A 12,743-nucleotide genomic window follows, 5' to 3' on the forward strand; every position below is an offset into this window, starting at 1 on the left:
GGTGCTGGTGCTGGTGCTGGTGCTGGTGCTGGTGCTGGTGCTGGTGCTGGTGCTGGTGCTGGTGCTGGTGCTGGTGCTGGTGCTGGTGCTGGTGCTGGTGCTGGTGCTGAGGTGTGTCTGTGCTGGCACGGTGGGCTGGACGCGGAGGCGTCGGAGTCCGGCATCTCGTGGGCGGTGAGCGGAGCCCGCGCACTTTCATGTCGCACGGGTTTGTGTGCGTCGCGCGGACTTGGCTGAGGGTGAGTCCGGGCAGGCAGTGGAGGCGGGTCGAGCGAGTCGTGCGGGACGTACGGTCGAGTGCGTGAAGGGGACACAGATCTCGTGCGTGGAGCAGTGAAAGCTGAACAAAGTGACGGGAGTGTGGGCGGGCTGCGCGACGGTGCCCCGGCGGGCGGCGCAAGTGAGGCGTGTGGAGGGCGATGGGCCGCCTGCTGAACACGCGGCGTATCGCTCCAGCCATCGGAAACGAGCTCGAGGTGCCAGCACACGGGGTGGAGCGGCGCTGAGGACTGCGCCAGGTGCCTGAGGGATCGGGTCACGCGTGAACGGGAGCTTGTGCAGCCTGCAGAAGCGGGGCGGATTTGATGGGTTTCCGGCGGACAGAGCTGAGGCGAGTGACATCCGCTCGTATCGATTCGTGATCTGAGCGAGCGCAGCACGTCGAAGCCCGCCTGGCGCTTGTGCGTCACCAGAGGTTTCCACAGATCCCCGAGGCTCGAACATAAATACTATGCTGGCGGGAATAATGGAGACATGACATTCGATACTGAAGGCGATGAACGGTTCGCCGCCGACGGTGGGCAGAGGGCCGCCACGCAATCGACCAGTGTGGGCCCTCAGCTCGCGGAGGGGCGGCAGCTCGGCCCGTGGCTGGCGACGCCGGTTGTGTTGAACTCCTACATCGACGCGATCGCCGCCGTGACGCGTTCGCGCGCTGCTGCTGATGCTATGGAAGCTGCCATGCTCGCCGATCTCGTGACGCTGTCCGGAGCGTCGGGGGAGTCCTCGAGGGGTGACCTCGGTCTGCGCTCACTGGCTGCCGAGGTGGGGGCGGTGATCCACATCAGCGATCGAACTGTTCAGCGCCGTATGTCCGACGCATTCCAACTGGTGCACGAGTTTGCCGCGGTTCATGCCGCTCTGTCGGCAGGTGAGATTCTGATGCCGCATGCTGAGGCGGTGGTGAACGCCGGGGCGCCCATCCCAGCGGGCGCCGCGCGCGAGGAGTACATCGAGCGCGCTTTGGCTCTCGCGCGAGTTGAGTCACCGAACCGACTGCGTGGAATGCTGGCCCAGGTGGCGGAGGAGGTGCGGGAGGTCGGCATCACCGAACGGCACCGAGTCGCAAGCGAGGATCGAACTGTGTGGGTCACGGATGACCTCGATGGCATGTCCACTCTTCACGCATACCTTCCCTCTGTGCTGGCACACGGTGTGAAGGACCGACTCGATCAGATGGCGCACGCCCTTCGCGGCCAGCGTGCGGCACGACACGAAGGCGACCGACGCGCGAGTGACGAGGTTGCCTCGAGCGTCGTGGGCGGAGCCGGCCCCAGTGCCGAAAGCGACGCCGCCGTCGGGCTGGGCGCCAGCGTGTGGCGCGCCGATCTTGCCGAGAGCGATGGAAAACAGCCACCGTATGAGGATGTACGCACTGTCAGCCAGATGCGCGCCGACCTGCTTGCCGACCTGCTGCTGACCAGCACGCCGACGAGTGTTGATACCGCAATCGGCGCGATTCGGGCGACACTGGCCGTTTCGGTCCCGGCGCTCACGCTTATGGGCGTCACGGATATCGGGGCCGAGCTTGACGGCATGATTCCGATCGATGCCGACACGGCGCGCCAGCTCGCTGGTGGAGCAGCCGGTTGGGATCGGCTGGTGACCGATCCCGTTCATGGCGCGGTTCTCGCGACAGATCGCTATCGCCCCACTGCGGAGATGAAACGACTCCTAACCCATCGCCATCAGCACTGTCGGCATCCGGGGTGTCGGGTTCCTGTGCGATACACAGACATCGACCACAACCACGAATGGGCGGAAGGCGGAAAGACCGACGTCGGGAACCTCGCACCACTCTGCCGCCGACACCACACACTGAAGACCAGCGCCGGGTGGAGCATCAAGCCGCTCGCCGGAGGAGATCTGGAGTTTGTGACCGCGCTCGACCGCTCCCACCTCGACATACTCGCGCCGCGGACGGTCGGGTTCGTGCCAAGTGGTCCAGCGGTTGATGAGCACTCCGAGGGAGCCGAGGGGAATCAGCGCCCGTCGCGCCCCGCGAACCAAGAAGACTCGGAACCTCCGTGGTAGCCCAGGAGTCAGCGGAAGCGCTTGAGCTGGCGGCGTTCCTCTTTGGAGGCCTCCGGGTGGGCGACGATGTCGCCGCGGGATTCGCGTCGAACCTCCACGATGGTGCCGATCGCAAGGGCGAGCGTGAGGCCCCACGAGAGCCACGCAACCACAGTTCGCCAGGTGAACCGCTCCTCGCGTGTACCGCGCAGCAGCGAGTAGCCGCTCGTGATCGCTCCGATGATTCCCGTACCGAACAGATACTTGCGCATGCCACAAATCTATCGGCTGAGGCGGGAAAACGGGACGATTCATGGCGTGGGGAAGGATGTCGGAGCGGCAGACGCGTGCCGCTTCCAGCGGTCTGCTCACGGCCCGTTCGTGGCGGACCTGGAGAGGGGGACGCCCGGGAGAACGCCCCGCGCGCTGTGGCGGGAAGCTCGCACGAGCCGAACTCGGCTCTGCGGTCGACGGGCGAGCGCGTGGCCGCAGCACATGAGGTTGGTCGGCATCGAAATCCGCCCACGGAGAGACGAAAGAAGCGGGTATGCATAACACATGCGGTGCTGGACCGCCACCCGCCCGCGCATCCACCAAACCCTCTGGCTCTCGCACTAGCCTGGGTGAGTCCACGCACCCGAGACCAACAGTCAGGAGGACCGCGTGCCTAAGCCGGAGCTCGTCGTCGTCGCTAACCGTCTTCCCGTCGATCGCATCGTCGAACCAGATGGGTCGACGCATTGGCGAACGTCGCCCGGTGGCCTCGTCGCGGCACTGGAGCCGGTCATGAAGACAGTGAACGGTGCGTGGGTCGGCTGGCCGGGGCGCGCTGATCTCGATCTCGAGCCATTCGACGCGGACGGGATTCGGCTGCTTCCGATCACTTTGACCGAGGCGGACGTCGCGGACTACTACGAGGGAATGGCCAACGACACGTTCTGGCCGCTGTACCACGACGTCATCGCTTCGCCCCGCTACCGGCGCGTGTGGTGGGACGCATACGTCCGCGTCAATCGTCGCTTTGCGACGCGTGCGGCGGAGGCCGTTGCCCCCGGCGGTACGGTGTGGGTCCACGACTACCAGCTCCAGCTGGTGCCCCAGATGGTCCGGGAGCTGCGGCCCGACGTCACCATCGGCTATTTCCACCACATCCCTTTCCCCGCGAGCGGCATCTACATGCAACTGCCCTGGCGGGTTCCGGTGCTGCGCGGACTGCTCGGCGCCGACGTCATCGGCTTCCAACGCCACAGCGACGCGCGCAACTTCCAGACCACCGCGCACCGACTCTTGCAGGTCGAATCCCGCGCGTCGCACATCACCGTCCCCACGGAGAACGGCGGCACCCGCACCGTGCTGGCGAAGGCGTTCCCGATTTCGATCGACACCGCCAGCTACGCCGAACTCACGCACCGACCGTCCGTGGTGGCGCGAGCCCAGGAGATCCGCGAAAGCGTGGGCAATCCGCGCTGCATCCTCCTCGGTGTGGATCGGCTGGACTACACCAAGGGCATCCGTCACCGTCTGAAGGCGTTCGGCGAACTCCTCGGCGATGAGCGACTGAGCGTCGCAGATGCCACTCTCATCACGGTCGCGAGCCCGTCGCGTGAAGGCGTCGACGCCTACGCAGACCTCCGTGATGAGATCGAGCTCATGGTCGGTCGTATCAATGGAACCTACGACACGCTCGATCACACCGCGATCCGCTACCTGCACCACTCCTATCCGAAGGAGGAGATGGCCGCGCTCTACCTCGCAGCGGATGTGCTGCTGGTCACCGCCCTCCGGGACGGCATGAATCTCGTCGCCAAGGAGTACGTGGCGGTGCGCGACGACGACCGGGGCGTGCTGGTTCTGAGCGAATTCGCCGGTGCTGCCGATGAGCTGACCACCGCACTGCTCGTCAACCCGCACGACATCGACGGATTGAAGGACGCCATCATGACGGCCGTGAACATGCCCCATGCTGAGCAGCGGCGCCGCATGCGCTCCATGCGGCGCAAGGTGCTCAAGCACGACGTGCAAGCCTGGTCCGCGGCGTTCCTCTCCGCCATGGAGAAGGTGCGAGCGGGGGAATCCGCATGACCCCCCGGATCATCGAAGAAGTCCGCTCCATCGCGACCACCGAGACCCTGCTCGTGGCCCTCGACTTCGACGGCACGGTCTCCGAGCTGGCTGATGACCCCATGTCGGTCCGCGCGATTCCGGAGGCCACGGCTGTGCTGGATGCCCTGAGTCGGATGGACGACACCTATGTGGCGTTCGTGTCGGGTCGCTCGCTCCGAGATCTCCAGATCATCACCGAACGTCCTCCGGTGTCGCCGATCCTGCTCGCCGGCTCCCACGGCGCGGAGTACCTGCTCCCGGCAGCCCTCGCGGACGGCGAGCAGGATGCGCTGGAAGAACCCGCCGACGCACCACTGCTGCGCGATCGCGCAATCGCCACGGTCGCCGACCTCGGGGGCGTCCGCATTGAGGAGAAGAGCGCGGGATTCGCCCTGCACACCCGACTTGCTGCACCTGCGGTGGCTCACGATGCCGGGCGCCGCATCGACGAGCTGATGGCGGGCTCCGGCTGGCGCCGTCGCGAGGGACACGACGTCATCGAGTACGCCTGGCGCGATGAAGGCAAGGACGACGCCGTCGCACACCTCCGCGAGCTCACCGCCGCGACAGCGGTGCTGTTCGCTGGCGACGACATCACCGACGAGGATGCGTTGCGTTCGCTGCGACCGGATGACCTCGGGATCCGCGTCGGGGACGGCGAGACGTCCGCGCGGCTCAGCGTCTCGGGACCCGCGGAACTCGCGGTGGTGCTGAACGTGATCGCGTCGATTCGTGCGAACCGCGAGGTTTGACGGCGAGCGACCCGTCAGCATCCCGCTCCCGCTGTTGTGCGGAACGTGGTCACTTCGATGCAAGTAACGGGGCGCGTGGCGGCCCGTGTTGCTGACTCCTGGGCCTTCGCCGTGGTGCGGAGCGTGATCGCATTAATCCGAGCGTCGGAAGGCTTGTTCTCGCTTGTTGCTGGTGTTGCGGACGTGTCGAACGTGCGGTGGTGCTGCACGGGTTCGCGGTGATTCGCGCCAACCGTGAGGTTCGACGGCGAGCGACGCGCCAGCATCCCGCACCCGCTGTGGTGCGGAACGTGGTCACTTCGATTCGAGTAACGGGAGGCCTGGCGTCGCGTGTTGCTGCGCGATGCGGCAAGGGAACCTCGCGGTGGTCCTCGACGTGATCGGTCAGTCATCTCCGAAAGCAGGCCCGCGGTCACGCCCTACTGACCCGGCTTCCTGAGCCCGGCGAACCTGCCCACCACAGGTGGCACCGCAGGGCGGGCGGCGGGCCGTAGACTCTCGGTATGCCCGCCGCATCGCACTCGGACGCACGTCGTGTGTCCGCGCGATGCATGCCGTGGGGGCGCGGTGGCGGGCAGGATGCGAATCATGTATTACGCTTGATGCACGCTCACCCCGATGTCGGCACAACCGGACCCGGAGATGAGCGCAGAGCACTCGATCGGGCGAATGTCTTTCCCCTGTTCGTGCGCGATGGTGATCTGAATCGGGTCGATATCGCGGCTCTCTCCCCGGATTCACTCGTCGGGGGAGACGAGCTGGGCTCCGGTGAGTCTCATCGGACGCCGAAATATCCGCGCTCCACCCGACGCGTACAGGCCACGTCCTCCGGCCGCCGCTGAGTCCGCTCAGCCGCCGCTGCAGCTGACGGCCGCACAGTCTTTCTCATCCGCACACGAACACAAGGAATGCATCATGTCCGACGCCTCCGCCTCGGCCGTTCCCCGGCCGCCAGCTCGCACCGCTACTGCGCCCGTGCTCACGGGAGCTGAAGCTGTCGTCCGCACTCTCGAGCTCCTCGGCGTCACGGACGTCTTCGGCCTTCCCGGCGGCGCGATCCTCCCGGTCTACGACCCGCTGATGGACACCACCAAGATCCGCCACATCCTGGTTCGCCACGAGCAGGGTGGTGGACACGCTGCCGAGGGCTACGCGTCCGCATCGGGCAAGACCGGCGTGACCATCGCGACCTCAGGGCCCGGTGCGACCAACCTCGTCACCGCTATCGCCGACGCGTACATGGACTCGGTGCCGATTCTCGCCATCACGGGCCAGGTCTTCTCCACGCTGATGGGAACCGACGCCTTCCAGGAGGCGGACATCGTGGGAATCACGATGCCCATCACCAAGCACTCGTTCCTGGTGACTCGTCCCGAGGAAGTCCCGGGGGCGATTTCCGCGGCCTACGAGATCGCATCGACCGGCCGTCCCGGTCCGGTGCTGGTGGATATCACCAAGGATGCGCAGCAGGCCGAGGCGCCCTTCATCTGGCCGCCGAAGATCGACCTCCCGGGTTACCGCCCGGTGACCAAGGCGCACGGCAAGCAGATCCAGGCAGCGGCACAGCTGCTGACCGAGGCGCGCAAGCCCGTGCTCTACGTGGGTGGCGGCGTGATCCGCGCCCGCGCGTCCGAGGAGCTGCGCACGCTCGCCGAGTCGACCGGCGCACCAGTCGTGACCACCCTCATGGCCCGCGGCGCGTTCCCCGACTCACACCCGCAGCATCTCGGCATGCCGGGCATGCACGGCACGGTTCCCGCGGTGCTCGCGTTGCAGGAGTCCGACCTGATCATCGCTCTGGGTGCCCGCTTCGATGATCGTGTCACCGGCAAGGCCGAGCTGTTCGCCCCGCACGCGCAGGTCGTGCACGTGGACATCGACCCCGCCGAGATCGGCAAGATCCGTGCGGCCGACGTGCCGATCGTGGGCGATGTCCGCGACGTGCTGATCGATCTCGACGCCGCGTTCCGGGGCCAGCTCGGCGGCGCGAAGCCGGACACCGAGGAGTGGTGGAGCTACCTGGACGGTCTGCGCGCCGAGTTCCCGCTGGGCTTCGCTCCGACCACCGATGGCCTGTTGTCGCCGCAGTTCGTGATCCAGCGCATCGGCGAGCTCTCCGGTCCCGAAGCCGTCTATGCGGCCGGTGTCGGTCAGCACCAGATGTGGGCGGCGCAGTTCATCAAGTACGAGCGTCCGAACTCCTGGCTGAACTCGGGAGGCGCCGGCACCATGGGGTACTCGGTTCCCGCCGCCATGGGAGCGAAGGTCGCAGAGCCCGACCGCGTGGTGTGGGCCATCGATGGTGACGGCTGCTTCCAGATGACCAACCAGGAACTGGCCACCTGCATGATCAATGAGATCCCGATCAAGGTCGCGATCATCAACAACTCCTCCCTTGGCATGGTGAAGCAGTGGCAGACCCTTTTCTACGAGGGCCGGTACTCCAACACCGAGCTGAACACCGGGCACGCGAGTGTCCGCATCCCCGACTTCGTGAAGCTGGGTGAGGCGTACGGCGCTCTCGCCATTCGCGTGGAGAAGGAAGACGAGGTCGACGCGGCCATCAAGCTCGCGCTGGAGACCAACGACCGTCCCGTGGTGATCGACTTCGTCGTCTCCAAGGACGCCATGGTGTGGCCGATGGTCCCGCAGGGCGTCTCGAACAGCTTCATTCAATATGCACGCGAGAACGCGCCTGCCTTCGACGAGGAGATCTGATCATGTCGAGCCATGTGCTGAGCCTCCTGGTGGAGGACAAGCCCGGTCTGCTGACCCGTGTCGCGGGGCTGTTCGCCCGCCGCGGGTTCAACATCCAGTCCCTCGCCGTGGGCGTCACCGAGGTGCCGGGTCTGTCCCGCATCACGGTGGTGGTCGACGTCGAGAGCCAGCCGCTCGAGCAGGTGACCAAGCAGCTGAACAAGCTGGTCAACGTCATCAAGATCGTCGAGCTGGAGCTGACGGCCTCCGTGCAGCGCGAGCACATGCTCGTGAAGGTGCGCGCCGATAACAGCACGCGCTCCAACGTGCTCGAGGTGGTCAACCTCTTCCGCGCCCAGGTGGTCGACTACGCGCCCGATGCGGTGGTGGTCGAGGTGACCGGCGACTCGGGCAAGGTGGATGCCTTCCTCCGCGCGATCGAGCCCTTCGGCATCAAGGAGCTCGCCCAGTCCGGCCTGCTCGCCATCGGCCGCGGCGGCAAGAGCATCACCGAGCGCGTGCTGCGCGGCTGAGCAGCCATCCCAACTTCCATCAGAACGTGTTTCACGAACAAGGAGAATGCAAGAAGTGACTGAGATCTTCTACGACGCAGACGCAGACCTGTCGATCATCCAGGGTAAGAAGGTCGCGATCGTCGGCTACGGCTCCCAGGGCCACGCCCACGCGCAGAACCTGCGCGACTCGGGTGTCGAGGTCGTCATCGCCCTCAAGGACGGCTCGAAGTCGACCCAGAAGGCACAGGACGAGGGCTTCGAGGTGAAGAACGTCGCCGACGCCACCGCATGGGCCGACCTCATCATGATCCTCGCGCCGGACCAGCACCAGCGTGGCATCTACGCCGACTCGATCCAGCCGAACCTGACCGCGGGCAAGACGCTGGCGTTCGCGCACGGCTTCAACGTGCGCTTCGGCTACATCGACGCTCCGAAGGACGTCGACGTCATCCTCATCGCCCCCAAGGCCCCGGGCCACACGGTACGTCGCGAGTTCGTCGCGGGTCGCGGTATCCCCGACATCATCGCTGTCGAGAACGACGCCTCGGGCAACGCCTGGGCAACGGCGCTGTCGTACGCGAAGGCTATCGGCGGCACCCGCGCCGGCGTCATCAAGACCACCTTCACCGAGGAGACCGAGACGGACCTCTTCGGCGAGCAGGCGGTGCTCTGCGGTGGCATGAGCCACCTGGTGCAGGCCGGCTTCGAGACGCTGACCGAGGCTGGCTACCAGCCGCAGATCGCGTACTTCGAGGTGCTGCACGAGCTGAAGCTCATCGTCGACCTGATGTGGGAGGGTGGCATCGCCAAGCAGCGCTGGTCGATCTCCGACACCGCTGAGTTCGGCGACTACGTCTCCGGCCCCCGCGTGGTGGACGCCAACGTCAAGGCGCACATGAAGGACATCCTCACGGACATCCAGACCGGTGCCTTCGCCAAGCGCTTCATCGAGGACCAGGACGCCGGTGCGCCCGAGTTCCTCGCCCTGCGTGCCAAGGAGCAGGAGCACCCCATCGAGGCCACGGGCAAGGAGCTGCGCGCTCTGTTCGCCTGGACAAAGACGGACGACGACTACACCGAGGGCAACGCAGCACGCTGATCCCTCGCGAAGGCGGGGCCGGTTTCCGGTCCCGCCTTCGGCGTTTCCCGGAACCGCGTTTCCGGGAAACGATCAGAGTCCCCGGAACGATCAGAGTCCCAAGAACCGATCAGAGTCCCCGGAGCCGATCAGAGTCCCAGAGAACCGATCAGAGCAGGACGTCGAGCTGGAAGGCTCGGGTGTCCCGGCGCAACAGGGTGGAGAGCTCGCGCAGGCCATCGGCGATCGGCCCGCTCGTCAGCTCCGCCAGCTGATGGATCGCGGCGGCTGCCTCCGTAGGGGTGTGCCAGATCGGGTTCGGACCGAGCAGCTCGGCCAGCTGCTCCGGGTCGCCCGCGAAGTCCTCGGGGATATCGCGGTCATCGGCGAATGAGCTCAGCCAGCGCGCGTCGTGCTCGTCCGCGATCGCGTCGATCTCGTCCAGCTGTTCGATGAGCAGTTCGCCGTGTTCGAGAGCGGACGTTTCGCCGTCCTCCCAGCGGATGATGAGTTCCAGAGACATGTCTCCAGTGTTGCAGGCGTGTGTCGGACACGCGAGGGGGTGCGGGGAAGCACACCTCGGGTCAATCCAGCCGTTTATCGTCGAGATCACGGCAGAATGCCCTTATACATCCGATGTCTATGACAGGATGGGAGCAACCTGATCTGAGAGGCGACGATGCGGCAGCAGTGGTTTGACGAGGCGCGATTCGGAATGTTCGTGCACTTCGGTCTGTACAGCGGGGCGGCCCGGCATGAGTGGGTGCAGAACTATGAGCGCCTGACCGACGAGGACTATCGCCAGTACTTCGACAACTTCGCTCCGGACCGGTTCGATGCGCGCGAGATCGCCCGCCGAGCGAAGGCGACCGGGATGGGCTACGTCGTGCTCACCACGAAGCACCACGACGGCTTCGCGCTCTGGGACTCGAAGCTCACGGATTTCACCAGTGTCGTGGCCTGTGGTCGGGACCTCGTGCGCGAGTACGTGGACGCGCTGCGGGCGGAGGGGGTCCGGGTCGGTCTCTACCACTCGGTCATCGACTGGCACCATCCGGACTTCACCGTGGACTGGAACCACCCGCGCCGCGACGACGAGAACGCTCACGCCCTGAACGAGGGACGCGACATGTCGCGCTATCGGGAGTTCCTGCACGGCCAGGTCCGTGAGCTGCTCACCGAGTACGGCGACATCGACTACCTCTTCTTCGACTTCACCTACCCCGAATCTCAGCAGGGCTGGAACGGCAAGGGGCCGGAGGACTGGGACGCCGAGGCGCTGCTGGCGCTCTGCCGCGAGCTGCAGCCGGCCATGCTGGTCAACGATCGCCTGGGCATCCCCGCCGACTTCGTGACCCCGGAGCAGTATCAGCCCACCGCCCCCATCTTCGCCGCCGACGGCACCGCGCAGGTGTGGGAGGCGTGCCAGACGCTGAATGGCTCCTGGGGCTACCACCGCGACAACACCGATCAGAAGTCGGCCACACTGCTCGTGCAGATGCTCGCCGACTCGGTGTCGATGGGCGGCAACATGCTGTTGAACACCGGTCCCGATGGGCGCGGTGCCATCCCGCCACGCGACGTCGCCACGCTGACTGCGATCGGGGATTGGATGCAACTGCACCGCGACGCGATCGTGGGCGCCGGACACGCGGACTTCGTTCCGCCGCGCGAGGGCGTGTACACGCGCCGCGGCGACCGGCTCTACCTCCACCTGTTCTCCTGGCCGCTGGGCTTCGTGCACCTGCCCGAGCTGGCCGGGAAGGTGACCTACGCGCGCCTGCTGAACGATGGCTCGTGGCTGAAGACGTCGGTCAGCGATCCCGAGCAGATCGCGGGACTCATGACTCCCGCTGGCGAGGCGGAAGGGACGCTCACGGTCCAGCTGCCGGTTCGCCGACCGGACGTACTGGTGCCGGTCATCGAACTGCGCCTCGCCGACGGCGTCTGACGGACGGGGCCGCCCGCTGACCCCCGCGACGCGCGGGGGTCAGCGGGCGTCCGTCAGTTCTGCGGGATCTCGACGAGGCCCAGGGCGAGATCCGCGGCGCCGAACAGAATCGCGTCCGCGCCCGTCTGCGCGGCCTCGATCCGCAGCGACTTGGTCGCCAGCGGGTGGCAGACCTCATACACGCGGCTGCGCACTGCGGCCAGGAACGGCTCCGCGACCGTCAGGCTGCCCGTGAGGAAGACCGCGTGCGGGTTGAAGAAGTTCACGACACCCGCGAGCGCCTGGCCGAGGTGCGTACCCGCGGTTCGCACCAGCGTGGTGGCGACCGGCTCCGCATCGAGGGCGAGCGCGATCACCTCGGCGGGGGTACGAACGTCGAGGCCCGCGGCCTGAGCCTGGCGAAGCAGGCTGGCGCCACTGGCCACCGTCTCGAGGCAGCCGGTGTTTCCACAGGAGCACGGCAGATCGCCGCTGCCGTCGATGCGCGTGTGCGTGATGTCGCCCGCGGCACCCGTCGCGCCCCGGTGCACCTCGCCGTCGACGATGATGCCGGACCCGATCGCGGTGCCGGCCTTCACGGTGATGCTGTGGTGGGTGGTGCCGAAATGAACCCGGTGCTCGCCGAGCGCGGCGAGGTTGGCGTCGTTGTCCACCGCAACCGGGGCGCTGTAGCGCGCGTGAAGGTGCTCGTCCACGCGGAATCCCGGCCAGCCGGGCATGCGGGAAGGCTGCACCACAGTCCCCGTCTCGATATCCACCGGACCCGGAAGGCTCACCCCGATCGCCAGGATGCGGGAGCCGCCGGCGATCTGGTCGAACGCTGCCTCAACCAACGCCATCGTCGCGCGCGGTCCGTCGGCGAGGTTCACGGGAACGCTGACGACATCCTGTAGTGCGCCGCTCAGCGTGTGGCGGCCGATTCGGGCATGACCGCCGCCGAGATCCACGGTCAGGATCGCACCGGCCTCGTCATCGACGTGGAGGGTTCGGGGGCGTCGCCCCCCGCGTGACGCGCCGTCGGCACCTTCGCGCAGGAGTCCGGCATCGATGAGCGTCTGAACGCGGAGCCCGGCTGTCGAGGGCGCGAGACCGAGTCGCTCGGCGAGCTCGGAGCGCGAGGTGGCCGCGCCGTGCGCGACAAGACGGAGCGCAGCGCGCAGGGCGGCATCGTCGGACGAGGCAGGAGTCACGGAAGACATGGGATCTTTCTGTCGAGCGTTCTGCCACGTTATCGGCCGAAAAGCGCGAAAGATGCAGCATGACGATAAATCAAGCTTCGGTAAAGGTCCGATGTTCGACTTGTGTCGATCATCGAACTCTGACATGGTGACTTTACACACAACTGCACCAGCTTG

The 12,743-nt window shown here is 66.6% G+C and carries 10 protein-coding genes; 7 read left to right on the forward strand and 3 right to left on the reverse strand.

The window, feature by feature from the left end; genetic code table 11:
- Positions 1-753: 753 nt before the first annotated feature.
- Complete coding sequence (locus tag ACI3KU_RS04775) at positions 754-2,313, forward strand: DUF222 domain-containing protein (RefSeq protein ID WP_404921148.1); 1,560 nt, start codon at positions 754-756, stop codon at positions 2,311-2,313.
- Positions 2,314-2,321: 8 nt separating this feature from the next.
- Here ACI3KU_RS04775 and ACI3KU_RS04780 read toward each other — a convergent pair whose 3' ends face one another.
- A complete protein-coding gene (locus ACI3KU_RS04780; RefSeq protein ID WP_404921149.1) occupies positions 2,322-2,564 on the reverse strand; it encodes a hypothetical protein in 243 nt (80 codons plus the stop codon).
- Positions 2,565-2,955: 391 nt separating this feature from the next.
- On the opposite strand from ACI3KU_RS04780, the gene ACI3KU_RS04785 reads away from it, so the two are divergent.
- From ACI3KU_RS04785 to ilvC, 5 genes are all read left to right on the forward strand, one after another.
- Positions 2,956-4,374: a trehalose-6-phosphate synthase gene (locus tag ACI3KU_RS04785; RefSeq protein WP_404921150.1), complete on the forward strand. Its 1,419-nt coding sequence runs from the start codon at positions 2,956-2,958 to the stop codon at positions 4,372-4,374.
- Positions 4,371-5,147, forward strand: a complete 777-nt coding sequence (gene otsB, locus ACI3KU_RS04790; RefSeq protein WP_404921151.1) for a trehalose-phosphatase — start codon at positions 4,371-4,373, stop codon at positions 5,145-5,147. Before ACI3KU_RS04785 ends, otsB begins: the two co-directional genes overlap by 4 nt.
- Positions 5,148-6,062: 915 nt before the next feature.
- Positions 6,063-7,865 carry an acetolactate synthase large subunit gene (locus ACI3KU_RS04795; RefSeq protein ID WP_404921152.1) on the forward strand — a complete coding sequence of 601 codons (1,803 nt, stop codon included), beginning with the start codon at positions 6,063-6,065 and terminating at the stop codon, positions 7,863-7,865.
- A 2-nt stretch (positions 7,866-7,867) separates the two neighbouring features.
- Positions 7,868-8,377 (forward strand): acetolactate synthase small subunit, encoded by a 510-nt coding sequence (gene ilvN, locus ACI3KU_RS04800; RefSeq protein ID WP_404921153.1) that lies wholly within the window; start codon positions 7,868-7,870, stop codon positions 8,375-8,377.
- A gap of 55 nt (positions 8,378-8,432) precedes the next feature.
- Positions 8,433-9,458: a ketol-acid reductoisomerase gene (gene ilvC, locus ACI3KU_RS04805; RefSeq protein ID WP_404921154.1), complete on the forward strand. Its 1,026-nt coding sequence runs from the start codon at positions 8,433-8,435 to the stop codon at positions 9,456-9,458.
- A gap of 148 nt (positions 9,459-9,606) precedes the next feature.
- On the opposite strand, the gene ACI3KU_RS04810 is transcribed toward ilvC, so the two are convergent.
- Complete coding sequence (locus ACI3KU_RS04810) at positions 9,607-9,960, reverse strand: hypothetical protein (RefSeq protein WP_404921155.1); 354 nt, start codon at positions 9,958-9,960, stop codon at positions 9,607-9,609.
- Between the two features lie 156 nt (positions 9,961-10,116).
- On the opposite strand from ACI3KU_RS04810, the gene ACI3KU_RS04815 reads away from it, so the two are divergent.
- Positions 10,117-11,388, forward strand: coding sequence for an alpha-L-fucosidase (locus ACI3KU_RS04815; RefSeq protein WP_404921156.1), 1,272 nt, complete (start codon positions 10,117-10,119; stop codon positions 11,386-11,388).
- Positions 11,389-11,441: 53 nt separating this feature from the next.
- On the opposite strand, the gene ACI3KU_RS04820 is transcribed toward ACI3KU_RS04815, so the two are convergent.
- Positions 11,442-12,587, reverse strand: coding sequence for an ROK family protein (locus ACI3KU_RS04820; RefSeq protein WP_404921157.1), 1,146 nt, complete (start codon positions 12,585-12,587; stop codon positions 11,442-11,444).
- Positions 12,588-12,743: the final 156 nt, after the last annotated feature.

The organism is Microbacterium sp. ZW T5_56, assembly GCF_044987425.1.
GTDB lineage: Bacteria > Actinomycetota > Actinomycetes > Actinomycetales > Microbacteriaceae > Microbacterium.

Bases quoted from the DNA above. Each gene is read 5' to 3' on its own strand.
- ACI3KU_RS04775 (WP_404921148.1), top strand. From the start codon at position 754: ATGACATTCGATACTGAAGGCGATGAACGGTTCGCCGCCGACGGTGGG.
- ACI3KU_RS04780 (WP_404921149.1), bottom strand. From the start codon at position 2,564: ATGCGCAAGTATCTGTTCGGTACGGGAATCATCGGAGCGATCACGAGC.
- otsB (WP_404921151.1), top strand. From the start codon at position 4,371: ATGACCCCCCGGATCATCGAAGAAGTCCGCTCCATCGCGACCACCGAG.
- ACI3KU_RS04795 (WP_404921152.1), top strand. From the start codon at position 6,063: ATGTCCGACGCCTCCGCCTCGGCCGTTCCCCGGCCGCCAGCTCGCACC.
- ilvN (WP_404921153.1), top strand. From the start codon at position 7,868: ATGTCGAGCCATGTGCTGAGCCTCCTGGTGGAGGACAAGCCCGGTCTG.
- ACI3KU_RS04810 (WP_404921155.1), bottom strand. From the start codon at position 9,960: ATGTCTCTGGAACTCATCATCCGCTGGGAGGACGGCGAAACGTCCGCT.
- ACI3KU_RS04815 (WP_404921156.1), top strand. From the start codon at position 10,117: ATGCGGCAGCAGTGGTTTGACGAGGCGCGATTCGGAATGTTCGTGCAC.
- ACI3KU_RS04820 (WP_404921157.1), bottom strand. From the start codon at position 12,587: ATGTCTTCCGTGACTCCTGCCTCGTCCGACGATGCCGCCCTGCGCGCT.